This is a genomic window from Cupriavidus laharis (genome assembly GCF_914271435.1).
Taxonomy (GTDB): domain Bacteria; phylum Pseudomonadota; class Gammaproteobacteria; order Burkholderiales; family Burkholderiaceae; genus Cupriavidus; species Cupriavidus laharis.
Genome location: NZ_CAJZAI010000008.1, coordinates 194309 through 219239 on the forward strand (window position 1 = coordinate 194309; position 24931 = coordinate 219239).

20 protein-coding genes and 1 pseudogene are annotated in these 24931 nt (G+C 65.6%); 8 read left to right on the forward strand and 13 right to left on the reverse strand.

All coding sequences use genetic code 11. The features are described 5' to 3' along the window. The first annotated feature begins 109 nt into the window (after nt 1–109). Entirely contained in the window at nt 110–1597 is a 1488-nt protein-coding gene (locus tag LDO29_RS17530; protein ID WP_224081064.1) for an AMP nucleosidase, read from the forward strand. 96 nt (nt 1598–1693) lie between these two features. On the opposite strand, the gene LDO29_RS17535 is transcribed toward LDO29_RS17530, so the two are convergent. Then, a complete protein-coding gene (locus tag LDO29_RS17535; protein ID WP_224081065.1) occupies nt 1694–2344 on the reverse strand; it encodes an OmpW/AlkL family protein in 651 nt (216 codons plus the stop codon). 737 nt (nt 2345–3081) lie between these two features. Between LDO29_RS17535 and LDO29_RS17540 the strand changes: the two genes are divergently transcribed. Beyond that, nucleotides 3082–4422: a hypothetical protein gene (locus LDO29_RS17540; RefSeq protein WP_224081066.1), complete on the forward strand. Its 1341-nt coding sequence runs from the start codon at nt 3082–3084 to the stop codon at nt 4420–4422. Between the two features lie 391 nt (nt 4423–4813). Here the strand turns inward: LDO29_RS17540 and LDO29_RS17545 are convergent, their stop codons facing one another. The 4 genes from LDO29_RS17545 to LDO29_RS17560 form a co-directional block, all read right to left on the reverse strand. Continuing rightward, nucleotides 4814–5128, reverse strand: coding sequence for a DUF6587 family protein (locus tag LDO29_RS17545; protein WP_224081067.1), 315 nt, complete (start codon nt 5126–5128; stop codon nt 4814–4816). Between the two features lie 12 nt (nt 5129–5140). Further along, entirely contained in the window at nt 5141–6994 is a 1854-nt protein-coding gene (gene feoB, locus LDO29_RS17550) for a ferrous iron transport protein B (RefSeq protein WP_224081068.1), read from the reverse strand. Between the two features lie 13 nt (nt 6995–7007). Continuing rightward, entirely contained in the window at nt 7008–7322 is a 315-nt protein-coding gene (locus LDO29_RS17555; protein WP_224081142.1) for a FeoA family protein, read from the reverse strand. A gap of 400 nt (nt 7323–7722) precedes the next feature. Further along, nucleotides 7723–8622 carry a LysR substrate-binding domain-containing protein gene (locus LDO29_RS17560; protein WP_224081069.1) on the reverse strand — a complete coding sequence of 300 codons (900 nt, stop codon included), beginning with the start codon at nt 8620–8622 and terminating at the stop codon, nt 7723–7725. A 143-nt stretch (nt 8623–8765) separates the two neighbouring features. On the opposite strand from LDO29_RS17560, the gene LDO29_RS17565 reads away from it, so the two are divergent. From LDO29_RS17565 to LDO29_RS17575, 3 genes are all read left to right on the forward strand, one after another. Beyond that, nucleotides 8766–10562, forward strand: a complete 1797-nt coding sequence (locus LDO29_RS17565; RefSeq protein ID WP_224081070.1) for an acyl-CoA dehydrogenase family protein — start codon at nt 8766–8768, stop codon at nt 10560–10562. A 120-nt stretch (nt 10563–10682) separates the two neighbouring features. Next, the gene (locus LDO29_RS17570) at nt 10683–11663 is read left to right on the forward strand and encodes a Bug family tripartite tricarboxylate transporter substrate binding protein (protein ID WP_224081071.1); all 981 of its coding nucleotides are present in this window, start codon (nt 10683–10685) and stop codon (nt 11661–11663) included. Nucleotides 11664–11677: 14 nt separating this feature from the next. Further along, entirely contained in the window at nt 11678–12808 is a 1131-nt protein-coding gene (locus LDO29_RS17575; protein ID WP_224081072.1) for a CaiB/BaiF CoA transferase family protein, read from the forward strand. 66 nt (nt 12809–12874) lie between these two features. On the opposite strand, the gene LDO29_RS17580 is transcribed toward LDO29_RS17575, so the two are convergent. The 5 genes from LDO29_RS17580 to LDO29_RS17600 all read right to left on the reverse strand — a co-directional run bounded on the left by LDO29_RS17580 (nt 12875) and on the right by LDO29_RS17600 (nt 18559). Then, nucleotides 12875–13645 (reverse strand): SDR family NAD(P)-dependent oxidoreductase, encoded by a 771-nt coding sequence (locus tag LDO29_RS17580; protein ID WP_224081073.1) that lies wholly within the window; start codon nt 13643–13645, stop codon nt 12875–12877. Between the two features lie 127 nt (nt 13646–13772). Beyond that, complete coding sequence (locus LDO29_RS17585; protein ID WP_224081074.1) at nt 13773–15482, reverse strand: lactate permease LctP family transporter; 1710 nt, start codon at nt 15480–15482, stop codon at nt 13773–13775. Nucleotides 15483–15633: 151 nt separating this feature from the next. Beyond that, nucleotides 15634–17079: a LutB/LldF family L-lactate oxidation iron-sulfur protein gene (locus LDO29_RS17590; protein WP_224081075.1), complete on the reverse strand. Its 1446-nt coding sequence runs from the start codon at nt 17077–17079 to the stop codon at nt 15634–15636. Continuing rightward, complete coding sequence (locus LDO29_RS17595) at nt 17076–17783, reverse strand: LutC/YkgG family protein (RefSeq protein WP_224081076.1); 708 nt, start codon at nt 17781–17783, stop codon at nt 17076–17078. Before LDO29_RS17595 ends, LDO29_RS17590 begins: the two co-directional genes overlap by 4 nt. Next, nucleotides 17780–18559, reverse strand: a complete 780-nt coding sequence (locus tag LDO29_RS17600; protein ID WP_224081077.1) for a (Fe-S)-binding protein — start codon at nt 18557–18559, stop codon at nt 17780–17782. Before LDO29_RS17600 ends, LDO29_RS17595 begins: the two co-directional genes overlap by 4 nt. Nucleotides 18560–18755: 196 nt before the next feature. Here LDO29_RS17600 and LDO29_RS17605 point away from each other — a divergent pair, with 196 nt between their 5' ends. After that, nucleotides 18756–19445: a FadR/GntR family transcriptional regulator gene (locus LDO29_RS17605; RefSeq protein ID WP_224081143.1), complete on the forward strand. Its 690-nt coding sequence runs from the start codon at nt 18756–18758 to the stop codon at nt 19443–19445. 40 nt (nt 19446–19485) lie between these two features. Here LDO29_RS17605 and LDO29_RS17610 read toward each other — a convergent pair whose 3' ends face one another. Both LDO29_RS17610 and LDO29_RS17615 read right to left on the reverse strand, forming a co-directional pair. After that, entirely contained in the window at nt 19486–20520 is a 1035-nt protein-coding gene (locus tag LDO29_RS17610; protein WP_224081078.1) for an AI-2E family transporter, read from the reverse strand. Between the two features lie 217 nt (nt 20521–20737). Beyond that, on the reverse strand, nt 20738–22057 hold the full coding sequence (locus tag LDO29_RS17615) for an MFS transporter (protein WP_224081079.1): 1320 nt from the start codon (nt 22055–22057) through the stop codon (nt 20738–20740). Between the two features lie 346 nt (nt 22058–22403). On the opposite strand from LDO29_RS17615, the pseudogene LDO29_RS17620 reads away from it, so the two are divergent. Beyond that, nucleotides 22404–22990: pseudogene (locus LDO29_RS17620) on the forward strand (DUF308 domain-containing protein); the annotation flags it as partial. Nucleotides 22991–23056: 66 nt separating this feature from the next. On the opposite strand, the gene LDO29_RS17625 reads toward LDO29_RS17620, so the two are convergent. Next, complete coding sequence (locus LDO29_RS17625; RefSeq protein ID WP_224081080.1) at nt 23057–23479, reverse strand: hypothetical protein; 423 nt, start codon at nt 23477–23479, stop codon at nt 23057–23059. A 289-nt stretch (nt 23480–23768) separates the two neighbouring features. On the opposite strand from LDO29_RS17625, the gene LDO29_RS17630 reads away from it, so the two are divergent. Then, nucleotides 23769–24923, forward strand: coding sequence for a helix-turn-helix transcriptional regulator (locus LDO29_RS17630; RefSeq protein ID WP_224081081.1), 1155 nt, complete (start codon nt 23769–23771; stop codon nt 24921–24923). The last annotated feature ends 8 nt before the right edge of the window (nt 24924–24931 follow it).

The window sequence follows — 24931 nt, forward strand, 5'->3', positions numbered from 1 at the left end:
CACGGGAGGCCCGGCCGCGCAATTGGCGGAGTGTAGCGAGCGAGGGCAGACACGTCAATTTGCCGCCGCGCGCGCGGTGGTCGCGCCGCTGGCGCTGCAGCGCGGTATCATGGCTTCCATGAACGCCCCGATCTTCTCTTCTGCCCACCCGGCCGATCAGCTGGCCGAGTTCTCCGACGCCGACGCGGCGCTGGCACGCATCCGCGAGATCTACAACGCTTCGGTCAGCGCCGTGCGCGCACGCTTCGACGCGTTCGCCAACGGCAAGCCGCTGCCATCGGCGGCACACGCGTGCTACCCGTACCTGGGCATTTCGGTGAATATCGAAACCATGGTGACCGACAGCCGGCCGTCATGGGGCACGGTGGCCTATCCGGGCGTCTATGGCACCACGGTGACACGCCCCGACCTGCTCGCCGATTACTACCGCGACCAGATCGAACGGCTGATGCGCTACCACCGCGTGCCCGTGGTGGTGGGCCTGAGCCGGCGGCCGATCCCGCTGCCGTTCGTGATCGAAGCGTCCACGACCGATATCAGCTACACCCAGGCGCGCGAACTGGAAGCGTCCTTCGTGCTGCCGGAGCTGAGCCGCATCGACGATTCCATCGCCAACGGCACCTTCGAGCCGGTGCCGGGCGAAGCGTGGCCCCTGTCCCTGTTCCCGGCCGAGCGCGTGGACCTCGCCTTGCAGCGTTTGTACCACTACACCGGCACCGCGCCGCAGCATTTCCAGCGCTTCGTGCTGTTCACCAATTACCAGCGTTACGTGGACGAGTTCATCGCGCTCGGGCGATCGCTGATGGCCAGCAGCGACGGCGGCGGCTACACGCGCTTTGTCGAGCCCGGCGACGTGGTGCAGGCGCTTGGCGCGGCCGAGCCCGACGACGACGCGCGCCCGCGCGCGCTGCCGCAGATGCCGGCCTACCACCTGGTGCGCGACGACAAGCTGGGCGTGACGCTGGTCAACATCGGCGTGGGCCCATCCAATGCCAAGACCATGACCGATCATCTGGCCGTGCTGCGTCCGCACTGCTGGATGATGGTGGGCCATTGCGGTGGCCTGCGGCGTTCGCAGCAGCTCGGCGACTATGTGCTCGCCCACGCCTATGTGCGCGACGACCACGTGCTGGACCATGACCTGCCGCCGTGGGTGCCGGTGCCGCCGATCGCCGAAATCCAGGTCGCGCTGCAGGAAGCGGTGGCGCGCGTGACCGGCCTCTCCGGCGGCGAGATGAAGACGCGCATGCGCACGGGCACGGTGGTTTCCACCGACGACCGCAACTGGGAACTGAAGTCCAAATCGCTGTATGCACGCTTCAACCAGTCGCGCGCGATCGCCATCGACATGGAGAGCGCGACCGTGGCGGCCAACGGCTTCCGCCTGCGCGTGCCCTACGGCACCCTGCTGTGTGTATCGGACAAACCGCTGCACGGCGAGCTCAAGCTGCGTGGCATGGCCAATGCGTTCTATCGCCAGCGGGTCAGCCAGCACATGACCATTGGCCTGGAAGCGGTCCGCATCCTGCGCGAGAACGGCGTCGAGCAGCTGCATTCGCGCAAGCTGCGGAGCTTTGACGAGCCGGCATTCCGCTGAATGACTGGGCTGGCGTGGGTCGGCGAACGACCTGGCAATGCATGAAAAATGGCCAGCGCCGAAAGCGCTGGCCATTTTCGTCAGGACCAGGCCCGATCAGAACCGATAGCCCACACCCATGCTGAACAGCCACGGGTCGAGGTTGACCTTGGACACCTTCTCTCCGCCGGCCTTCACGTCGCTGGCCAGCCAGACCTTCTTGATATCGGCATTCAGGAACCAGTTCTTGGTCAGCTTGTAGTCCATGCCGATCTGCAGCGCGGGTGCCACGCTCCAGTTGTCCAGCTGCAGCGTATTGCCGGCGATGTCGGCACCCCAGATGCGCGTGAAGTTCAGGCCCGCGCCCACATACGGACGGAAGGTGCCTTCCGGCAGGAAGTGGTACTGCACCAGCAGCGTGGGCGGCAGGTGCTTGAAGGTGCCGATCTTGTTGCCATTCAGGTAGACGTCCTGCTTCTGCGGCACAGTGAGCACCAGCTCAGCAGCGATGTTCCGCGTGAAGAAGTAGGTGACGTCGAGTTCGGGGATCCACTTGTTGTTGACGGTGATCGCGTCCGACGGTACGCCCAGCGCGGGAATGGCATCCGATTTGTCGGCCATGTCGAGGTAGGTGGCGCGCAGGCGCACCATCCAGTTGCCCTGCGTTTCGCCATCGGCTGCGAAGGCAGGCGTGGAAACCGCGCCGAACATGGCAAGCGCGGCGATGGCGGTGCTGGCGACCCGGGTTCGGAGAGAGATCTTGGTCATAGCTTTTTGCTTAGGTCTGGTAAGAAATCTCGGCCAGTTTGGCCGAGCGGCCTTGGCGCGACATTGACCAAAGACAAGGATGACCCTATCAGCAGTAGGGTCGTCGCAATGGCGCCACGGCGCGGCCTGCGTGGCGCAGACCAGCCCCGCGGCGCGCGGCCGCGGCTTCTAAACACATGCGGATTTATTCGTGGCACGGCCGGAAGGCTCGCCTTAACCTTTGCGTCATGGCCGCAGGCGCGGCCGGTTCCTGGCATGTCGTGGGCGTCCGCAAGGGCGTCTTTCCGGGTGTGCCCCGTGGGGGCGGGGCACACCGGTTTCTTTGCCTGTCTGGCGCGGCCGTCGCAGCGCCAGAGTGCTGCAGCCATTGATCCCATGGGCAACGCACCGTCCTTCCGGTCTCTTCTCCAAGCCCATCGCCTTGATCGCCGCCGTCGCCCGCACGGCAATCAACGGACCCGTATCACGCAATGCGCGCATGCGCCGGCAGCCGTTCGCGCCCGTTCCGGGCCGATGCATCCGGGCTTGTCCTCTGAGCCAAAGGGATGGGATGTACGTCACCCCCTGTGACCGCCAATCGTGCAAAGGGCGTCCGTAGCCGATGCCCCCTCGGCGAAAGGATGAGGGTTCCCCGCCTATGTGCGCCAGCGCTCAGCCGTCTGGCCGGTACAGCGCCGAAGCCATTGCGAATAGGCTGGTAGCGCGGGAAAAAGCAAATGACTCAAGGGGGGGCGATCATGAAGGCAAGGACTTGGCTTGGCGGACTGGTATGCGCGGCGGCGACATTCCTCGTCGCGGCGTGCGGAGGCGGAGGAGGGGGCTCGGGCAGCGCGACGCCCGCCGCGGCGCCCACCGTGAACTACGCAGCGAAGCTGAATATCACCACCGCCGAAGTCGGCGTGGGCCGCACCATCACGATCAGCGCCGTTGCTGTCGACAGCAATGGCAACGATGTCACGTCATCCACCAGCTTCGCATGGACATCCGTCGACCCGGCCATTGCTTCCGTCGTCAGCAGCACGGCGACGGTCGGCAATGCGGTGGTCACGGGCGTCAATCCCGGTACCACCAGCGTGCAGGTAGTGGCCACCGTCAAGGCGGCAGACAACTCCACCGTACAACTGCCCGCACAGACCGCGACCATCACCGTGGTCCCGGCATCGGCCACGACCTACAGCCTGTCGGTCCCGAACACCTCGCTGTCGATGACTGACGGCCAGACGGTGCCGGTCAAGGTGTCGCTGGTCGATAACAACGGCAACGACGTATCCGCGAACGGCACCGGCTGGGCCTGGTCCAGCAGCGGCCCTGCGGTACAGGTCACGCCGAACCTGAACAGCGCGACGCTGAAGGCCAGCAACAGCTCCACCACCGCGGCTGCCACGGCCGATGTGTCGGTGTCGGTGACGGCGCCTGATGGCCGCGTGCTCGGTGGTGTGATCTTCGTCACTGTGCAGAAGAACGGCACCGCCACATACCGCGTCGTGACGACGCAGAACGGCGACCCGGTCAACGCGCTGCAGGTACTCAGCACCTATCCGGCCAAGTTCAGCGCACGCGTGCTGCGCAACGACGACCAGGACGTGACGGCGGACTTCGACGGTACGTGGACATATGCAGCAACATCGTCGACCCTGTCGGCTTCGGAAGCCGCCGGTACGCATGACGTGACGGTCAGCACCAGCCTTGCCAAGGGAGCGGGTCCGACGCAGGGCACGCTCACGGTCACGGCGGTCAGCACCAAGCTGGCAGCGAAGCCAACGGCCACGCTCAACGTGGTGGAGAACCCGGAGTGGGCGCTGATGCCTGACGTCCAGCAACCGCTTACGCTGATGATGTTTGGTATTCCGATCCCGGTCACGGTGGGCCTGAAGCACTTTGGCGACGACCAGGCTTCGACTGCTTGCAGTGGTTGGACCTGGGTCCCCAACGGACCGGTTACGCTGTCGCCGGGCATCGGAGACAATCAGCGGATCGTGTCACCGACGGCCACCGGCGACTTCACGCTGACGGTCAGCTGCACCAACGTTGCCGACAACAAACTGATGACGGTGAAGCTGGTCGGTACCGTCAAGTAGCAAGCACGGGCTGGTTGTCCCGCAGCCCCGTAACGCCCTCCGCAGGAGGGCGTTTTTGCATTTCTGGTGCCGTTGACGGACGGACATGGATGCTGAGCGTACCCATTTCTGCGTGCCCGGCAGACTGCCGCCTGGACACGCTTTCGTCGTCACTGCAGCGTGCGCTTCTACGTGCAAAAGCATCAGAAGCCGCCCGGCGCGGCGCAGCAAGCGTACCTGTTTCTGCGAGCATGGGCGCAATGGGTGCCGCCCTATTGCGAGGCGTGCAATATGGGGCCCGGTGGCCATATCGTGAAGCGCAGAAGAGCCGTCGCTGACGCGACATAGGGTACGGGCGTACCCGTTTCTGCGTAGAAATCCGAAGGAGAAAGGGAGCGCCAGAGGGCCGGAATCAGCGCTTGCGCACCAGCCGGATGACTTGCTCGGCGGGTTTGTCCTGCGTGCCTTCGGAGGGCGCAGTGTTGGAGGCGCACGTATTGCAGCCGCCGTCATCACAGCTGCTGGCGCAGCCAGCCGCTGCCTGCGGGGCCAGCCAGCGCACCAGGCGCGCGCGCCAGCCGGTGGCAGACGGGCCGCCGAGGCGCGCGGCCAGCCCGGCCTTCAGGCGTTCGCGCGTGCGCGGCGCGTAGCGGGCCGCCACCGACACCGCGCACGCCAGCACGATCAGCGGGACCAGCAGGGATTCGATGGCGTGGTAGAAGCTCATGGCGTCAGAGCGTCAGCTGAACAGCAGGGCGACGCGGTAGGTGATGAGTGCGGCCAGGTAGCCCAGGCCGGCCAAGTAAGCCGCCGAGGCCGCCATCACCTTCCACGAATTGGTTTCGCGGCGGATCACCGCCAGCGTGGAAATGCACTGCGGCGCGAACACGTACCAGGCCAGCAGCGCCAGCGCCGTGGCCAGCGACCACTGCTGCGCGATCATCGGGGCGAGCTGCGCTGCCACCGCGTCGTCGCTGCCCGACAGCGCATAGACAGTCGCCAGCGCGCCCACCGCCACCTCGCGCGCGGCCAGGCCCGGCACCAGCGCAATGCAGATCTGCCAGTTGAAGCCCACCGGCGCGAAGACATGCTCCAGCGCCTTGCCGATCATGCCCGCGAAGCTGTAGTCGATAGCAGGTCCCGTGGCGCCTTCCGGCGGGGCCGGGAACGTCGCCAGGAACCACAGCAGCACGGTCAGCGCCAGGATCACCTTGCCGACGCGCGCCAGGAAGATACGGGCACGCTCCCACAGCCCCAGCGCCACGTCGCGCGGGTTGGGAATGCGGTACGACGGCAGCTCCATCAGCAGCGGATGGTCGGTGCGATCGTGGCGGAAATACTTGAGCGTGTAGGCCACCGCCAGCGCACTGACGATGCCTGCCACGTACAGCGCGAACAGCACCAGCCCCTGCAGGTTGAACAGGCCCATCACCGTGCGTTGGGGGATGAACGCGCCGATCAGCAGTGCATAGACCGGCAGCCGCGCCGAGCAGGTCATCAGCGGCGCCACCAGGATCGTGGTCAGCCGGTCGCGTGGATCCTGGATGGTGCGCGTGGCCATGATGCCCGGGATCGCGCAGGCGAAGCTCGACAGCAGCGGAATGAACGAGCGCCCCGACAGCCCGGCACCCATCATCAGCCGGTCCAGCAAGAAGGCCGCGCGGGGCAGGTAGCCCGATTCTTCGAGCGTCAGGATGAACAGGAACAGGATCAGGATCTGCGGCAGGAACACCACCACGCTGCCCAGGCCCGCGATCAGGCCATCGACCAGCAGGCTCTTCAGCATGCCGTCGGGCATATAGGTGCCGACGATCTCGCCGAACCAGTGCACGCCGGCTTCGATGCCGTCCATCAGCGGCGCGGCCCACGAGAACACCGCCTGGAACATCAGGAACAGCAGCACGGCCAGCAGCAGCAGGCCAAACACCGGGTGCAGCACAATGCGGTCGAGGCGGTCATCCAGCGCAGCGGTGCGCGCAGGCATCGACACCGCGGCCTGGAGCAGCCGGTTGACCTCGGCATGCACGTCGAGATCATCGGCAGGTGGCAATGCCGGCGGTGCGGGCGGCAGCGCGCCATCCAGCAGGTTGAGCAGGGCCGCGGCGCCTTCGCGCTTGATCGCCACGGTCTGTACGACCGGCACCCCCAACGCGGCCGTCAGCTTGTCGCGGTCGATATGGATGCCGCGCTTGGCAGCCGCATCGCTCATGTTGAGCACCACCACCATGGGCAGTCCCAGGCGGCGCAATTCCAGCACGAAGCGAAGGTGCAAGCGCAGGTTGGTGGCGTCGACCACGGAAACCAGCAGGTCGGGTGTCGGCTCGCCGGGGCGCTTGCCCATGCAGATGTCGCGCGTGATGGCCTCGTCGAGGCTTGCTGCGTGCAGGCTGTACGCGCCCGGCAGGTCCAGGATGCGGATCTGCCTGCCGGCCGGCGACACGAAGAAGCCTTCCTTGCGCTCAACCGTCACGCCGGCATAGTTCGCCACCTTCTGGCGGCTGCCGGTCAGGCGGTTGAACAGCGCGGTTTTGCCGCAGTTGGGATTGCCCACCAGCGCGATACGCAAGGCGGAGGAAGAAGGAGCTGCAGACATATTCGGGGAGAACTCAGGCGGTGCGTTGGGCCGCCTTGCTATCAGGCTGACCGGCGGCCTCGCTGGCCGGCGCAATGCTGGTAACGGTGGCGCTGACGACTTGGACGCCGATGCGTGCCGCCTCGGAGCGGCGCAGGGCGAAGCGTGTGAAGCCGACCTGGGCAACCAGCGGATCCATGCCGAAGGGGCCGAAGGCGATCACCTGCACCGGTTCGCCGGGAACGAAGCCAAGCTCGCGCAGGCGGCGCGCCACCGGATCACCCGGCGTGGCATCGTCCACCGATTGCACAACGGCGGGCGTGCGCCGTGGAAGTTCAGACAACCGCATCATGCTTCCAGTCCGTAGGCGCGGAGTATCGCCGCGCGGACGGCGCGATCCCGCCAGGGTACGTAAATGAAAATCGTTTTCATTGTATCTCAATTCCATTGCAGCAATGCCAAACCGGCTGACGGGGCGGGCACTTTGCGCATATTCGCCGATACACGCAAAGCCGCTATTTTGCCTTGCTACCCCATCCAGCGGGACGGGCTTGCGCTGATTTCCGATGGCCTGCCACGGCTTTGCTTGCGCCGCGATGCCCGTCCTTTCGATTACTCCATTTGTGTTATTGGTGAGGCAAGGCCCGGGAGTTAAGCTGCACTCACGCTGAACACCCCGTTCCACGCGTACTTCACAAGCCACCAGCCCTTGGGTCCGGTGGCTTTTTCTTTGTGGGCGGGGAACCCGTTCAGGCCTGCGTTGCCTGTGCTGCCGTGGCCGCCCGCACCATCGCCACGAAGTGGTCTCGTGCCGGGTGGTCCGGCGCAGCCTTCCACGCGCAGTAGACCTCGGACGGTACCGCCGCGTCCGCCAGCGGCCGGAAGGCAGCCCCGGCCATGCCCGATCTTGCCAGCGCAGCCGGCACGACCGCCACGCCCATCCCCTGTGACACCAGCGACACCACCGACAGCCAATGCCGCACCTCGTGCCGGATCTGCGGATAGAAGCCACACGCGGTGCACATCTCGAAAATCCGGCTGTAGTAGTCCGGCGAAGCCTTGCGCGAGAACAGCACGAACGGCTCGGCGCGCAGGTCGGTCAGCGCCACCTCGGCCTGCGCCGCAAGCGCATGGTCCTGCGGCAAACAACAGACAAAGGGCTCACGGTGGACCAGCACGGCGCTCAGTTCGTCCGGCAGGCGCCCCGTATGGACGAAACCGGCGTCGAGCTCGTTATGCAGCAGGGCGTCGATCTGTTCCTGCGAGTTGAGTTCCGTCAGCGCCACCTGGATGCCCGGATAGCCCGCCTGGAAGTCGCGCAGGTGCTGCGGCAGGCCGCGGTACAGCATCGAGCCAACAAAGCCCACCCGCAGCCGCCCGACCGCGCCGGCCTCGATCTCGCGCGCCAGCATGCGCGCGGACTCGGCCTGGGCCAGCAGCGCGCTAGCCGACTCGCGGAAGGCCCGCCCGGCCGCCGTCAGCCGCACGCCCCGGCTGTCGCGCTCGAACAGCTTTGCGCCCACCGAGGCTTCGAGCTGCTGGATATTGAGCGACAGCGGCGGCTGCGAGATGGCCAGCCGCTTGGCGGCGCGGCCGAAGTGCAGTTCCTCGGCCAGGACCAGGAAATAGCGCAGGTGTCGAAATTCCATGGCGATATAAAAATTATATTGATCAAGCCAATTTTAGAATTAGACGTGAATCCATGGGCATCCAATAATGGTGCAAACAGGTCCGCGCGCCGCTATGTCAGCCGGCTGAACAGCGGATCAGACAGCCCGTCCAGGAGACCTTCATGACCAGTGCTGTGCGTCATGCCGCACCCCAAGCCCAATCCATCGCACCGCAGGCCGAGCATCCGGTACCGGATCGTCAGGGCGGCAGCCTCTATACCGCCGACCCCGAGCTGCGCGCACTGCTGCCGCTGTACTTGCCGGCGGACCTGCTGAATCTCCTCCAGCCGCACCTGGAGCGCATGGGCGAACTGGCCGGCGGCGTGCTGGACGAGCTGGCCCTGATCGCCGACCAGAACCCGCCCACGCTGACCCACCGCACCCGCAGCGGCATCGATCAGCAACTGGTGCACAAGCATCCCGCTTACGTGGAACTGGAGCGCGTGGCTTTTTCCGAGTTCGGCCTCGCCGCCGTCTCGCACCGCGGCGGCGTGTTCGGCTGGGACAGGCCGATGCCGCCGGCGGCCAAGTATGCACTCACGTATATGCTGGTACAGGCGGAATTCGGCCTGTGCTGCCCGCTGTCGATGACCGATTCGCTGACGCGCACGCTGCGCAAGTTCGGCGATCCGGCGCTGGTCGAACGCTTCCTGCCCAACCTGACCACGCAAGTCTTTGAAGACCTGTACCAGGGCGCGATGTTCATGACCGAGCAGGGTGCCGGCTCCGACGTGGCCGCCACGGCCACGCGCGCCGTGCGCGACCCGCAGGCCGAAGGCGGCTGGCGCCTGATCGGCGACAAGTGGTTCTGCTCCAACCCCGACGCCGCGCTGGCCATGGTGCTGGCGCGCGTGGAGGACGAGGCCGGCAATGCCGTGCCCGGCCACAAGGGCGTGTCGCTGTTCCTGCTGCCGCGCACGCTGTCCGACGGCACCGCCAATCAGTACCGCATCATCCGTCTCAAGGACAAGCTCGGCACGCGCTCGATGGCCAGCGGCGAAATCCGCCTGGAAGGCGCCAGCGCGTACCTCGTCGGCGAACTCGGCCGCGGCTTCGTGCAGATGGCCGACATGATCAACAACTCGCGCCTGTCCAACGGCGTGCGCGCCGCCGGCCTGATGCGCCGCGCGCTGACCGAGGGCCTGTTCATTGCCCACGAGCGCAAGGCCTTCGGCAAGCGCCTGGAAGACATGCCGCTGATGCGCCGCCAGCTCCTGAAGCTGACGCTGCCGACCGAGCAGGCGCGCACCATGGTGTTCCAGACTGCCGAAGCGCTGCGCCGCGCCGATGCCGGCGAGGCTGGCGCCTATCCGCTCATGCGCATCCTCACGCCGCTGATCAAATTCCGCGCCTGCCGCGACGCCCGCAAGGTCACTGGCGACGCCATGGAGATCCGCGGCGGCTGCGGCTACATCGAGGAATGGAGCGACCCGCGCCTGGTGCGCGACGCGCACCTCGGCTCGATCTGGGAAGGTACCAGCAATATCGTCGCGCTGGACGTGCTGCGCGCCATCCGCCGCGAAGGCTCGCTGCCGGCGCTGCGTGCGCACCTGGCCGGCCTGCTGGCCGACACGCCGCTGCACGCCACGGCCCGCGTCACCTTCGAATCCGCTATCGAACGCGCCGCCGCCTTTGCTGCCAGCGCGGCCGAAGCCGGCGCCGAAGGCGACCTGCTGGCCCGCCAGGCCGCCTCCGGCCTGTACAACGTCACCACGGCCGCGGCGATGGCCTGGGAAGCCGGGCGCATCGGCTCGGTACGCCGCATGCGGCTCGCGCAGCTCGTGCTGCGTCATCGCGTGCTGCCGCAAGACCCGCTGTCCGGGCAAGCCGAGCCGGAGTGGCTTGCCGAAACCGTGGCACCGCCTGCCGACGGCACCGTGCGCGCAGCCGGCGCGGTCGATCAGGTCAACTTGTTCTAACCTTCCCCCAGCTTCACTCAATACCTAGCCCCCGGCGGCACCGCAACATGGTGCCGTCCACCGCATCGCCCGTCATCCCCCCCGGGGCAATGCGAGACGACCCATTCCAGGAGACAAGCCATGAAACTCTGGCACCGCGTCGCGGCTATCGCCGCCTGCTCGCTCTGCGTGAGCGCCACCCCCGCCTTCGCGCAGAAGGACTATCCATCCAAGCCGATCATGATGGTGGTGACCTACCCGCCAGGCGGCCCCACCGACGCCATGGCGCGCACGCTTGCCGCGGCGCTCAAGACCAGCCTGGGCCAGCCCGTGGTGATCGAGAACCGCGCCGGCGCCGGCGGCAACATCGGTGCCGAAGCCGTGGCGCGTGCCGAGCCGGACGGCTACACGCTGATGTTCGGCACCTCGGCGCCGCTGGCCATCAACGTCAGCCTGTACCGCAAGATCAACTACGACCCGGTCAAGAGCTTCGCGCCGGTGATCCAGATAGGCCAGCTGCCCAATGTGCTGGTCGTGAACCCCAGCATCCCTGCCAAGAACGTCAGCGAGCTGATCGCCTACGGCAAGGCGCATCCGGGCAAGCTCAGCTACGCATCGTCGGGCAATGGCGCATCGTCGCACCTGGCCGGCGTGCTGTTCAACAACCTCGCAGGCACCGACTTCCAGCATGTGCCGTACAAGGGCACCGGCCCGGCGCTCAATGACCTGCTGGGTGGACAGGTCAGCATGACCTTCACCGACGTGCTGACGGCGCTGCCGTTCATCAAGAGCGGTAAGGTGCGCGCGCTGGGCGTGACCACCAAGGCGCGCTCGCAGGCGCTGCCCGATGTCCCGACGGTTGCCGAGCAGGGCGTGCAGGGCTTCGACGTGTCGGTGTTCTTCGGCGTCGTGGCCCCGGCCGGCACGCCCGCACCGGTGATCGCCAAGCTGAACCACGCCTTCGCCGAGGCGCTGCAGAAGCCTGACGTGCGCAAGACCCTGCAGGCCCAGGGCCTGGAGTTCGCACCATCCACCACGCCCGAGCAGCTCGGCGGCTTCGTCAAGTCCGAGGTCAGCAAGTGGCGCACGGTCGTGCAGAAGTCCGGCGCGCAACTCGACTGACAAGGAGCGATGTCATGACCCAATCCAAGACGGGCGCGCTGGCCGGCATCCGCGTGGTCGACCTGTCGCGCATCCTGGGCGGCCCGTACTGCGGCCAGATCCTGGGTGACCACGGCGCCGACGTGCTGAAAGTCGAACCGCCGCAGGGCGACGACACGCGTACGTGGGGCCCTCCGTTCAAGGACGGCGTGGCGTCGTACTACTTCGGGCTGAACCGCAACAAGCGCGTGATGAAGCTGGACCTCACGACGGAGTCGGACCGCAGCGTACTGCTCGCGCTGCTCGAAGATGCCGACGTGCTGGTCGAGAACTTCAAGACCGGCACCATGGAGAAATGGGGGCTCGGCTACGACACGCTGTCGCAGCGCTTCCCGCGCCTGGTGCACTGCCGTGTCTCCGGCTTTGGCGCGGATGGCCCGCTTGGCGGCCTGCCCGGCTATGACGCCGCGGTGCAGGCCATGACCGGCCTCATGAGCATCAACGGCGAGGCAGACCGCGATGCCTTGCGCGTCGGGCTGCCTGTCGTGGATATGGTGACGGGCATGAATGCCGCGCTCGGCGTGCTGCTGGCGCTGCAGGAGCGCGAGCGCAGCGGGCGCGGGCAGTTCGTCGAGGCTGCGCTCTATGACTCCGGGCTGTCGCTGCTGCATCCGCATGCGGCGAACTGGTTCATGAACGGCAAGACGCCGGTGCGTACCGGCAATGCGCATCCGAACATCTATCCGTACGATACGGTTGCTACCGGGACGGACCCGATCTTCCTTGCTGTGGGCAATGACCGGCAGTTCCGCATTCTTTGCGAGTACCTGCAGGTGCCGTCGCTGGCGGATGACGAGCGCTATGCCACTGCCGGTGCACGTTCGGTCAACCGCGAGGCCCTGAAGACCGAGCTGGAAGCACGTATGCGTGAGCTGGACGGCAAGGTGCTGGCCGATACGCTCGTGGCGGCAGGCGTGCCGTGTGCGCCGGTGCTGTCGGTGCCCGATGCTCTGCAGCATCCGCATACCGTGCATCGGGAGATGGTCGTCGAGATGGACGGTGGCTATCGCGGATTGGGCGCGCCTGTGAAGTTGAGCCGGACGCCGGCTACGTATCGGTTTGCGCCGTTGACGGAAGGGGATCAGTTCCTGCCGAAGGAAGACTGAGCGCGGGCGATTGGGTACGGATTCTGATGCTTGCCAGGCACCAGAATCCGTTCGTTGCCTGCGCGCTCAGAACAATGTGTATCCACCATCGATGACGAACGTATCCCCAGTGTGATACCCCGAAGCCGAACTCATCAAATACACCGCAATCCCCGCAAAGTCAGAACCCTCGCCCCAGCGCCGCATCGGCACCCGCTTCCCAACCATCTCCTGAAAGGTCGCATTCGCCTGCGCATTGCTGGTCATCTCGGTCTTGATCCACCCCGGCAGCACGGAGTGCGCCCGAATCCCATGCCGCGCATACTCGACCGAGAGCCCGCGCATCATGGAAATCAGCCCACCCTTGGTCGCGGCATAGTGCTCATTGCGCGGCGCGCCTTCGATGGCGGCAACAGAGGCTGTGCCAACCAGCACCCCTCCATCCCCCTGCGCCAGCAACTGCCTCGCCGCCGCGCGCAGCGTAAAAAACGCCCCATCCAGATTGACCCGCAGCACGCGGTGCCAGTCCTCCGTACCCATTTCTTCGAAGCGCGTGCCACGCGCGGACACACCGGCGTTGGCGAAACAGCCGTCGATACGGCCGAGTGCGGCCAGCGTGCCATCCATGGCAGCAGCGACGGAGGATTCATTGCTGACATCGCAGATTGCGGTATGCACCTTGTGCCCATACTGCGCCAGCCGCTCGGCTGCGGCCGCGTTCTTCTGCGCATTGGTCCCCCAGATCGCAACATCGGCGCCGGCCTGGGCCAGGCCCTCGGCCATGCCGAGGCCGATGCCGCCGTTTCCGCCGGTGACGAGCGCTACCTTGCCGGTGAGGTCAAATGGGGTAAAAGCCATGATCTGTCTCCTTTGAGGATGGAAGCGCCCGGCTCTCGTCGGCGGGCGGATCAGATCATGCTAAGAGGCCGCGTTGCCGGCGGGCATCGTCGGATGCGACGAAACCCGCCTGTGGCCCGGAGCAGGCTTAGCCCGGGATCATCCCCGGCAGCACGTAGGCCTGCACCACGGTGATGATGCCGATGATCACCGCGAACAGCAGGCTGTGCTTGACGGTGAAGCGGAACAGCTCGGATTCCTTGCCCACCAGCCCGGTCGCCGCGCAGGCCACCGCGATCGATTGCGGCGAGATCATCTTGGCCGTCACGCCGCCTGTGGTGTTGGCGGCAACCAGCAGCGTGTCAGACACGCCGATCTGGTGCGCGGTGGTGTTCTGCAGCGAGCAGAACAGCGCGTTCGACGAGGTATCCGAACCCGTCAGGAATACACCCAGCCAGCCGAGGAACGGCGAGAAGAACGGGAAGGCCGCGCCGGTACCTGCCAGCAGCAGCGCCAGCGTGGACGACATGCCCGAGTAGTTGGCCACGAAGGCAAACGCCAGCACCAGGCCGATCGACAGGATCGGGCGGGCCAGTTCCCCCAGCGTTTCACCGAAGGTCGACACCAGCTCGCGCGGCTTCATGCGCAGCAGCACGGCGGAGATCAGCGCGGTCAGCAGGATGGCGGTGCCGACAGCCGACAGCAGGTCGAGCTTGAGCACGGCTTCATACGGCTTGGGCGAAGCGACGATCGGCGCGGCCTTGATGACCATCTGGTCCAGCCCCGGCACCTTGAACTTCAGCACCGTGCCGGCCAGCGCACCGTTGCCGGCGAACAGCGCCTTGAACGGCTGCAGGCTCCACACCGTGACGATGGCGGTCAGGATGCCGAACGGTGCCCATGCGCGGATCGTCTGCGCAGCGGTGTAGGGAGACTTGCGATTGCCACTGTTCTGCACGCCGTTGCCGAAGCCACCGCCGCCAAACGCCGACATCGCCATGGTGCCGCCACCGACGCTGCCACCCGCGCGCTGCGAGGCACTGCGCGGCTGCCACACCTTCAGGAAAGCCGCCAGCGACACCATGCTGACCAGCGCGGAGGTGATGTCCGGCAGCTCAGGCCCGATATGGTTCGACGTGAAGTACTGCGTCACCGCGAAGCTGCCGCCCGTCACCAGCGCGGCCGGCCACGTTTCGCGCACGCCCTTGGCGCCGTCCATCATGAACACCAGCCAGAATGGCACCGCCAGCGACAGCAGCGGCAGTTGGCGCCCAGCCATCGCGCCGATGTGCACGGCGTCGATGCCCGTCACCTGCCCGGCCACGATGATGGGAATCCCCATCGCACCGAAGGCCACCGGCGCGGTGTTGGCGATCAGGCAGAGACCTGCCGCATAGAGCGGGTTGAAGCCCAGCCCCACCAGCAGCGCGGCGGTGATGGCCACCGGTGCGCCAAAGCCGGCCGCGCCTTCCAGGAACGCGCCGAAGGCAAAGCCGATCAGCAGCATCTGCAGCCGCTGGTCATCGGTGATGGACAGCACCGACGCACGGATGACGTCGAACTGCCCGGTCTTGACCACGATCTTGTACAGGAACACCGCGGTCACGATGATCCACGCAATCGGCCACAGCCCATAGGCAAAGCCGAAGCCCGCCGCCGCCAGCGCCTGCTGCGCCGGCATGCCGTACGCGAAAATCGCCACGGCCAGGGAAAGCAGCAGCGTCACCGCCGCGGCCACATGGCCCTTCAGGCGAAACACCGCCAGGGCCACGAAGAAGAACAGGATGGGAACGGCTGCCGCCAGGGCGGACAGCCACAGGCTGCCCAGCGGCGTATAGATTTGGGTCCAGGGTTGCACGCTTAGTCTCCTACTTCAGTGGTGTTTCGGGAAATCTTTGTTATTGTTGGCAAGCACGCCGGGCGCCGGCGCATCGCTTGTTTTCTCCCCTCTCCCGCTTGCGGGAGAGGGGGGCACGCAATCGGTGTTGCGACCGGCCTGCAGGCGGTCCTTATTCCGGCTGCCCCTTCTCTTTCAGCAAATCCGACAAGCTCCGCGCCGCCGGCGTCAGCGGCGTCCGATGCTGTGTCCATCCCATCTGCTTCGCCGGCGTCAGCGCACGCAACCGCGTCGCCGCCCACCGGAACATGCGATAAGCCTTCGGGTGCGAGAACGCGCCACTCCAGAAGCGCCAGATCAGATGCTCGCCACGGCTGTACTTGGCCCCCTGGCCACGCAGCGGATGCGCGACCTGCTCGTCGGGATTACGGTTGGCTTCGGTGCGCAGGCGCACCAGCAGTTGCGGAATCGGAATGCGCACGGGGCAGACTTCACCGCACGCACCGCAAAGACTCGAGGCCGTAGCCAGATCGGCAGTCGCTTCCAACCCCAGCAGATGCGGCGAGATGATCTTGCCGATCGGCCCCGGATACGTCGTGCCGTAGGCATGCCCGCCGATACGCGTATAAACCGGGCAATGGTTCATGCAAGCCCCGCAGCGAATGCACTGCAACGTCGCGCGCAACTGCGCGTCGGCATAGGCCTGCGTGCGCCCATTGTCGAGCAGCACCAGGTGCACCTCGCGCGGGCCATCGCGTTCGCCTTCGCGGCGCGGGCCGGAGATCAGGTTGAAGTAGGTCGTGATGGCCTGGCCCGTGGCCGAGCGCGTCAGCAGGCTCGACAGCGGCACGATGTGTTCGAGCCGCGCCACCACCTTCTCCATCCCCATGATGGCGATATGCACGTCCGGCACCGTGGTCGACAGGCGCCCGTTGCCCTCGTTCTCCACGAGCCACAGCGTGCCCGTGTCCGCCGCGGCGAAGTTCACGCCGGACAGGCCGATATCCGCCTCGACGAACGCCTGGCGCAAGGCGCGGCGTCCGGTCTGGATCAGCGCATCCACGTCCTCGGTGTAAGGCGTGTCGGGGATGTGCTGCTCGAACAGCGTGGCAATGTCGCCCTTGGTCTTGTGGATCGCCGGCATGACGATGTGCGATGGTTTCTCGCCGGCAAGCTGGACGATGTACTCGCCCATGTCCGACTCGATGCAGTCCACGCCGCGCTCGGCCAGGTAATGGTTCAGCTCGATTTCCTCGCTGGCCATCGACTTGCCCTTGATCACGCGCTTCGCCTGCTTCGATTCGGCAATGCGATGGATGATCGCGTTGGCTTCGTCGGCAGTCTCGGCCCAGTGCACCTGCACGCCGGCAGCGGTCAGGTTGCTTTCGAGCTGCACCAGCAGGTCGGGCAGGTTGGCCAGCGCGTGCTGGCGGATCGCCTCGCCCAGGTCGCGCAGGTGTTCGAGTTCATCGGCATCCGGGAACTGCGCCAGGCGCTTGCCCTGCAGGAAATCCATCGCGCCGCGGAAGCTCTGGCGCAGCTTGGGGTCGTCCAGCGCCTCGCGGGCGCGCGCCTTGAAGTCCTGTGTCGGGACGAAGTGCAGCGTGTTCTCGCTCATGCCTGGCTCCTCGCGTTGCTGTCATCGACGATCACTACCCAAAGCTGGCGCGGACCGTGCGCGCCGTAGGCCAGGGTTTGTTGGATATCGGAGGTCTTGGACGGCCCCGACACCATCACGAGGTTGGTCGGCATGCCGTCGCGCCAGCGCTCGGCGCGCGCGGCCGTGTGCAGGTCGGCATGCAGCGTGGAGGCATGCACCAGCGCCACATGCAGCGGCGGCACCAGCGACACCGTGCGCGGCGAGCCCGCATCCGGCGCCAGGATCAGCGTGCCGGTGGCGGCAATGCCGGAGCGCGCGACCGTGAAGCCGGCATCGACTGTGTCGAACAGCTCGGCCTTCCATTGCTCGATGGGGCGGTCATAGCCGATGGCTTCGACCTGCGGCGGCAAGGCGCGCTTCAGCGCAGCGCCGGCCGCTTGCGTCGGGTCCAGCAGCAGGCGCCGCACGCCGGCCTGCGCGAGCTTGTCCGCGAGCAGGGCGGGCCATGCCGATGCGGTGGTGCGCCAGACTTCGGCGTGCGAGGCTTCCAGCGCTGCCTGCATTGATGCAACGCGTTCCTCGAACCCGGGTGTGGCCGGTTGGCGAACGGCGTAGTGCGCGTCGACGCGGCGATCAATCTCCGCGGTGGTCGTAGCACCGGTTGCCGGCGCGGCGGCGCGCAGCCGGCCCAGCATGCGTTCGCGTGCAGTGAGGGCGGTCATGCTGCACCTCCGGTACGGCGCCACAGGAAACTGGCAAGGTGTTCGACTTGCAACGGCGCGCCGTCATGCGCGGCTGTGTGGCCGATATTGAGCAGGCAGCCGCAATCGGCCGACACCAGCCGGTTGCAGCCCGTGGCGCAGGCGGAGGCGACCTTGTCGCGCACCATGGCGCCGGAGATATCGGGGTGCTTGAGCGAGAAGGTGCCGCCAAAGCCGCAGCACTCCGATTCGCGTTCATGCTCCACGCGCATCACGCCGGGCAAGGCATCGACCATGGCCACGCCATGCTCACGCGTACCCATTTCTCGACGCGCGCCGCATGAGGTATGCAGCACGACGCGCTCCGCCGCCTGGCCGCCCGGCAGCGCCTGGCTGAAGTCGACCTTGAGCACGTGCAGCAGGAATTCGGTCAGTTCGTAGATGCGTTCGGCCAGCGCACGGGCCTTGGGGCCGGCGACGGGGTCATCGGCGAAAAGCTGCGGCCAGTGGTGCCGCATCATGCCGGCGCAGGAGCCGGACGGGACGATGACCGGCCACGGTTCGCCGAACAGGTCGAGCTGCGCGCGCGCCACGGCGCGGGCCTGGTCGGGATTGCCGCTGCTGTAGGCCGGTTGCCCGCAGCAGCTCTGCGCGCGCGGAAAGTGCACGGTCAGGCCTTCGCGCTCGAGCAGGCGCACGGCGTCAAGGCCGGCCTGGGGCACGAACAGGTCGACCAGGCAGGTCGCAAACAGGTAGACCTGCGCGGGGGCAGTGGTGGGGTATTGCCTGTCCTTCATGTCTCACTCCGCACGCGCTGGAATCGCACGTTCGGGCGCATAATTCCCGCTTCCGCGCTACAGTACAAATTGGTTGGACCACTTTGCGTGGAGGTCACATCGGCCACGGCCGGCGATCAGGAAAGTCAGCAAGGGAAGAACGATGGCAACGGGGACGCAATGGCACGGGGGCGGGCGCGGACGCGTCGAAGCGGTGATGCGGCGCATGGAAACCGCATTGCTCGACGGCACCTGGCCTGCGGGCGCGCGGTTGCCGGCCGAGCGCGTACTGGCCGAGCAATACGACGTCGCGCGCAACACCGTGCGCGAAGCCATCCAGCGCCTGGCCGCACGCGGGCTGCTGCAAAGCCGGCGCGGCGCCGGTGTCTACGTGACCGACCAGTTGCGCTCAGGCATCGCCTCGCCATGGGGCCAGCTTGTAGCCGACCATCCGGCGCTGCGCGACGACATCCTGGAGTTCCGTCGCGTGCTGGAAGGCGCCACCGCCTACTTCGCCGCGTTGCGCGGCGATGACGAAGACCGCGAACGCATCCGCGGCCTGATGGCGGAACTCGAACGCGCCCGCATGGCTGACGACAAGCAGGCCGAGGCAGAGGCGGATACGCGCCTGCACGACGCCATCGCGCAGGCCTCGCACAACACCATGTTCCTGCACCTGCATACCAGCGTTATCAGCATGCTGCGCGAACACATCACCATCAGTGGTACCGGGCTGCGTGAAGAGGGGGAGGCCACGTCCGCGCTCCTGCTGCTGCAGCACCGCACGGTGTGCGACGCCATCTGCGCGCGCCGCCCGGAAGAGGCGCGCACGGCCATGCAGACGCATATCGATTTTGTGCGGACGTGGGTGGAGAACGGGGGTGGGGCGGACAAGGGCGTGGATTAGTCCTACCACTGCGCACCGGGCCGCGCGGCCACGCCGCACGTCACACCAATCCTCCGATTGTCAGCTCGCGCTTCAGGTAGGCGTAGAAGATCGGGCCCGCAATCACGCCCGGAATGCCGTACAGCGTTTCCATCAGCAGCATCACGATCAGCAACTCCCACGCTGCCGCCTGGATGCGCGCACCGATGATGCGCGCGTTCAGGAAATACTCGAACTTGTGGATCACCACCAGGTAGAACAGTGACGCCACCGCAATCGGCAGCGACACCGACAGCGACGCCACCACGATGGCCGTGTTCGAAATCAGGTTCCCCAACACTGGCAACAGCCCGACCACGAAGGTAATGACCACCAGCGTCTTCGACAGCGGCAGGTGGACACCGAACAACGGCAGCACCACCAGCAGGTAGATCGCCGTCAGGAACGTATTGATGGTCGAGATCTGGATCTGCGCGAAGATGAACTGCGCAAACGCCTGCTGCAGCGAACGGGCCCGCGAGACCAGCGCCGTCGCCAGCGGCCGGCGGTTGGGGCGCGACACCGCGCGGTAGAGCGCCACCATCGCGCCGATGACCATGCCGATGATGATATGCAACAGCGTGCGCAGCACCTCCGCCCCCAGTTTCTGCGCCATCTGCGCGTGTTCGCGCAGCCAGTGGATCATGGTGTTGGCCAGTTCCTCGACCGTACTCGGCAGCGCGCCGCTGACCCAGTCGGGCAACTGGCCGCGCGACTGGTCGATGATGTCGGCGATGTGGTTCATCAGGGCGTCCAGCGTGCCCTCGCCGCTGACGAAGCGCACCAGTGCCCAGATACCGAGCGACAGCGCTACCAGGATCACGATGGACAGGATGGCAACGGCCAGTGCGTCATGCCGCTGGTTCAGGCGCTTCAGGCGCGGGGCGAGCACGTCTACCAGCGAGTACAGCAGCAGGCCGGAGAGCAGGGCGGCGACAAGGTTGGCCTGGAGCACCGTCCAAAGCGCCAGGGCGGTGAGGAGGTAAGAGGCGCCGACCACGGTGAACCAGGCCGCTGGGAGCAGGCGTGGTGCGGGGGGCGGGTCTTGGTGATCCATCGAACTCTCCGGCGTATGTGTTGCTCCTGCGGCATCTGGGCGCGTGCGTGATGCACGAGGCTACGGGCGGGAGCGCTGGAGGTTGATTTTCGGGGCTGGATTGAGACTAGGCAAGCACCCCGATCTGTAGTTGAGGAAAACAAGCGGCCTCTTCCGGTCATACCGGCGCCATCCGGGCGCGATCCACCGCAATTTCCTTGTCTTGTTGGCTTCCCGATCAGCCGGGCTGGTCAGGCAAGGATCCGCGGATCTCGTTGAGCACTCCGGCCTCGGCCTCCGGGTTCGATTCGCCATCCCTGGTGGCAATCAACGCTTTCGGTGTCAGCGGGATCAAGGTCAGGATCAGTGCGTACACCACGGTGGTCGCGATCACGCAATATGTGAATCCGTGCGTGGCGTCGCTATTGTAGATCCATGAGCCCAACAGATCGCCAGCGCGCGCCGAGAGCGCGAGGACGCCATCCACCAGCATCATCAAGGTTCCCTGCAAGCCTGGCGGGCAGGACCGGATCGCGAGATCGAAGTATGCTGCCGTGGCGACACCGCCCATCAGTCCTATCGGTGCTGCCAATACAAGGGCGAGATCGGCTGAATGAATGAAAGCGAGCGGAATCATCTGCGGTACTGCGATGATCGTTCCCCACCACAACAGCTTGTTCAGCGATACCCTTTTGCACAGAAAGCCATATAGCAGGAATGTCGGGATGAATGCGGCGGCAAAGATCCCGTTGTAGTACGAGTAAACCGAATCCGATGCATGCAGCTCGTTGGTCAGATAGAACTGCAGCGGTGTGGCGGATCCCGGGGCAAAATTCCACAGAAAGCAGATGAATACGGCGGGATAGACGGCCTTATGCCTGACCAGCCGCCTGACATTCCCGACGAAATCCGTGCCTCTGGCTTGCGGTTTCTCGTAGAGGTGGCCGTAGACGAAAATGGGTTTCCAGAGCGCCAATACGGCAATCAACAGGTTGAACATCGCGACCAGGAGGAGTGCTTCCTTCGCGGCAAGATGATCGGACACATATCCGGACGCGAACGCCCCTGCAACGACCGGCACGGAACTGATTACGTTTCCCAGAGCGCTCAGGCGCCCGGACATGAGCTTCTCCTGGCCCACCAGCGCGATCAACCCCTGATAGGCAGCGGCGACGAATCTGGACGACATCATGGCCAGCAGCATCCCGACGACCAGTCCCGCGTATGAGAAACCTGAAAATGCCATCAGGATGACTGCCGCCGCGGTCGCCGGGGCGAAGATCAGGAAGAAGCCGCGATCGCGCAATCCCAACGGGTTCCATTGGTCGCGCGCCAGGCCAAAAGCGAAGGCGATGTAGACGGGTATGCCCGTCACCAGCCGGAATGTCGAGATCTGCGTCGCCGTCGCGTGCAACTGGTTCTTGAGTATGTACGACGTCTGTATATCGACCAGGTAACCGGCTGGCGTTGCCAGATAGATGAACAGGGTCATCCAACCGAAATACAGCAAGGTTCGGTCGCTGCCTTCAGAACCATGACGACCGGAATCTGCCAGCATTTTCGTAGCCTGACGGCAAGCTCGGGATTTCCAACTGTTCCGGAGTGCGGAGCCGAACTGCGCGAAACGCCCCCCAAGCAGGCGAAAGCGAGTGGAGCGGCAAAGAATCGGCTCAAGCTGCAACACCGGGCAACGTAAAAAGAATACAGCGTCGGCGGAAGCGTGCAGATAAAAGATACCCCCGGCAAAATCCGCGCAGCAATCCGTTGCGCGGCCCTGGAGACTGCCGATGATTCGCTTGCTGATGTTGCTGTTGGGCGTGGATTACCTGCGCTCGCGCTGGAAGGCACTGGCCCGGACCGGTGCCATCAGCATGGTGGTAGGCATCGTGCTGTTCCTGGCGGATGGCATAGTCGAGATCGCACTGGCGATCTTCTTCATCCAGCCGTACCCGACGCATTACGTGGGCACCGTGCCGTACTGCCCTGGGGCTCGGCCTGGTCTTCGGTGGCTGGAACTGCTGTTGCTGGCGTCGCGCGTGCGGCGGCTGGCAGGCAATCCGGGCGTCTCAGACAATGCAAAATCCGCTGCCGCTGCCGCTGCACCGGATGCGGGTGCGCACCGGCTGACCACCTGGGATGGCCCGCCCTCGGCCGACGAGCGCGCGCTGACCGTGCACGTCTGGATGCCGGTCGGTACGGCGAAGTCGGAGGCGTGCCGGCACCCGATCATCGATCGCCATATCGCCGAGGTGGATCGCGATGGCGTTATCTCCATCGGCCACGCCGCGCTGGAATCGCCCGAAGGCATCTACATCAGCCTCTATCCGGCGGTCGAGATCGACCGTTCGCCTGACGACTTCGCGCGCCCGCTGCGCGCGACGCGCGAGAACGATGCTCCGGCCTGTTCCAGCCGGACTATCCGACCGAGTCGAAAGCGTGGTGCCCGTCGACGGTGCAGGTCCGCATCCGCAACTGCGATGCCGGCCGCCTGTGTTAAGGATGGTTTGATGCCTGCCCTCTGTTCTGCTGTCTCGTTAACGGCGCGCGAGCGTACCAGTTACCGCTGCGCTCTCCGACGCTGCATGCCTACCACGGTCACCGCCGCACAGCACACCAGGTTGAGCACCGCGATCAGCGTGAAGAACAGGTCGTGGATGAGGACCGCACCGTAGGCCACAGCGGTCGCGTTGGCCACAACCCATGATCCCCAGGTGAACAGGGAGATGTCGCGCGCACCGTCTGTGCTGCGCCAGACCGCCATCAATTGCGGCACATAGGTGAAGACGCGTGCTGCGTTGGTCAGGATGTAGAGCGAAGCGATCGTCGAGTTTGTCGTCCAGGGGGACACTGTCGCCTGGAGGTATCCGGCCGGCCTGTTCCAGATGAACGCTGCAAGAATGCAGGAGATCAGGGTGACCACATAGCCGGCGGACGTTCGCTTGGCGGCCGTGGCGAGGATTCGAGTGACGTAGTCGACCATCGGAGCAACCTTTCTTCCATCTATTGAGCTTTCCCTATTTCACGACAACATCAAAGCAACCACCGTCATTCCCGCGAAGGCGGGAATCCAGCGTCTTACAAGTCCCCCGAAGGGGGACAAAAAGTCACTGGGTCCCCGCCTGCGCGGGGACGACGAATATTTTGCGTTGTCATGAATTCTGGAAACATCAATAGGAATTCGTGTTGCTTGTAAGCGTATAAAATCGTTCCCAGCGCCGCGTCATCGGAAGCGATGAGGGACAAGACTAATAAGAAGAAGGGAGTTCGACATGAACGGTCTTGAGGGTGTAACGGCCCAGCAACTTTCCGATGTGATCGGCGCCATCTATGACTGCGCCCTCGATCCCGAGCGCTGGCCGTCCACCTGCCGGACGGTTGCGGACCTGTGCGCAAGCACGGGCGGCGGCATCTGCGTGCATGACCTCAAGCAGGTGCGCAACGACCAATTGTTCGTGTTCGGCTACCAACCCGATTTCCTGGAGAAGCTGGGCAGCCAGTTCGCCGAAAGCCCGATGGCCGCCGCGGATATCGTCTCGAATGTCGGCGATGTCAACTCGCTGGGCAAGGAGCCCCGGCAACTGCTTGAAAGCCGCTTCTACCGCGAAGTCCTGGAGCCCTACGGGCTGACGGACATAATCTGGTTTCCGGCGCTGCGCACTGGCGGGCGAATGGCCTCGCTGCACGCTTCCCGCAGCGACAGGAAGCCCCTCTACCAGCAGCACGAGGTGCAACTGTTCAGGCTGCTGTCTCCGCATGTCTGCCGGGCACTCGCGATCTCCGATGCGCTCGACATCCGGGCGCTTCGATCGGAGATGCTCGAAAAGACGCTCGACGGGCTTTCCGCCGGCGTCTTCCTTACGGCGCGCGATGGCCGCGTCGTCTACATGAATGCGGCGGCCGAGCGGCAGGTGAAGGCGGGCCATTCGATCTGCCTCGCCCACAACCGGCTGTCCGCCATCCATCCTGTGGCCCGTGCGGCACTCGAGAAGAACATCGATGCCGCGACGCGCGCGGACACCACCTCATCCTGGAGCGAGCATTCCGTGGCGATTCCAGATGGCGCTGGCGCCGGCAGCGGCTACGTCGCTACCCTGCTGCCGATCGAGAACGGCGAGCGCCGCGGAATCCTTGCACCCTTCGCCGCATCGGTCGCCGTGTTCATGCAAGACCCCATTCAGATCCCGCTCATGCCGGGCGAAGCCTTTGCGCGGCTGCATGGGCTGACCGGTGGCGAACTGCGCGTGCTGCTGGCGCTCTCGCAAGGGCTCGGCGGAATGGAGTCGGCAGAGATGCTCGGCATCAGCGAGCCAACCGTTCGCACTCATCTGCAGCACATCTTTTCCAAGACCGGCACGACAAGGCAGTCCGATCTTCTGAGCCTGCTGCATCGCTCCACGCCGCCGGTTCGCGCCGAAGCGCACTAAAACTTGCG

Excerpts from the sequence above, each read along its gene's own strand:
- LDO29_RS17530 (WP_224081064.1), top strand. The coding sequence starts at position 110 with ATGGCTTCCATGAACGCCCCGATCTTCTCTTCTGCCCACCCGGCCGAT.
- LDO29_RS17535 (WP_224081065.1), bottom strand. The coding sequence starts at position 2,344 with ATGACCAAGATCTCTCTCCGAACCCGGGTCGCCAGCACCGCCATCGCC.
- LDO29_RS17540 (WP_224081066.1), top strand. The coding sequence starts at position 3,082 with ATGAAGGCAAGGACTTGGCTTGGCGGACTGGTATGCGCGGCGGCGACA.
- LDO29_RS17545 (WP_224081067.1), bottom strand. The coding sequence starts at position 5,128 with ATGAGCTTCTACCACGCCATCGAATCCCTGCTGGTCCCGCTGATCGTG.
- feoB (WP_224081068.1), bottom strand. The coding sequence starts at position 6,994 with ATGTCTGCAGCTCCTTCTTCCTCCGCCTTGCGTATCGCGCTGGTGGGC.
- LDO29_RS17555 (WP_224081142.1), bottom strand. The coding sequence starts at position 7,322 with ATGCGGTTGTCTGAACTTCCACGGCGCACGCCCGCCGTTGTGCAATCG.
- LDO29_RS17560 (WP_224081069.1), bottom strand. The coding sequence starts at position 8,622 with ATGGAATTTCGACACCTGCGCTATTTCCTGGTCCTGGCCGAGGAACTG.
- LDO29_RS17565 (WP_224081070.1), top strand. The coding sequence starts at position 8,766 with ATGACCAGTGCTGTGCGTCATGCCGCACCCCAAGCCCAATCCATCGCA.
- LDO29_RS17570 (WP_224081071.1), top strand. The coding sequence starts at position 10,683 with ATGAAACTCTGGCACCGCGTCGCGGCTATCGCCGCCTGCTCGCTCTGC.
- LDO29_RS17575 (WP_224081072.1), top strand. The coding sequence starts at position 11,678 with ATGACCCAATCCAAGACGGGCGCGCTGGCCGGCATCCGCGTGGTCGAC.
- LDO29_RS17580 (WP_224081073.1), bottom strand. The coding sequence starts at position 13,645 with ATGGCTTTTACCCCATTTGACCTCACCGGCAAGGTAGCGCTCGTCACC.
- LDO29_RS17590 (WP_224081075.1), bottom strand. The coding sequence starts at position 17,079 with ATGAGCGAGAACACGCTGCACTTCGTCCCGACACAGGACTTCAAGGCG.
- LDO29_RS17595 (WP_224081076.1), bottom strand. The coding sequence starts at position 17,783 with ATGACCGCCCTCACTGCACGCGAACGCATGCTGGGCCGGCTGCGCGCC.
- LDO29_RS17600 (WP_224081077.1), bottom strand. The coding sequence starts at position 18,559 with ATGAAGGACAGGCAATACCCCACCACTGCCCCCGCGCAGGTCTACCTG.
- LDO29_RS17605 (WP_224081143.1), top strand. The coding sequence starts at position 18,756 with ATGCGGCGCATGGAAACCGCATTGCTCGACGGCACCTGGCCTGCGGGC.
- LDO29_RS17610 (WP_224081078.1), bottom strand. The coding sequence starts at position 20,520 with ATGGATCACCAAGACCCGCCCCCCGCACCACGCCTGCTCCCAGCGGCC.
- LDO29_RS17615 (WP_224081079.1), bottom strand. The coding sequence starts at position 22,057 with ATGCTGGCAGATTCCGGTCGTCATGGTTCTGAAGGCAGCGACCGAACC.
- LDO29_RS17625 (WP_224081080.1), bottom strand. The coding sequence starts at position 23,479 with ATGGTCGACTACGTCACTCGAATCCTCGCCACGGCCGCCAAGCGAACG.
- LDO29_RS17630 (WP_224081081.1), top strand. The coding sequence starts at position 23,769 with ATGAACGGTCTTGAGGGTGTAACGGCCCAGCAACTTTCCGATGTGATC.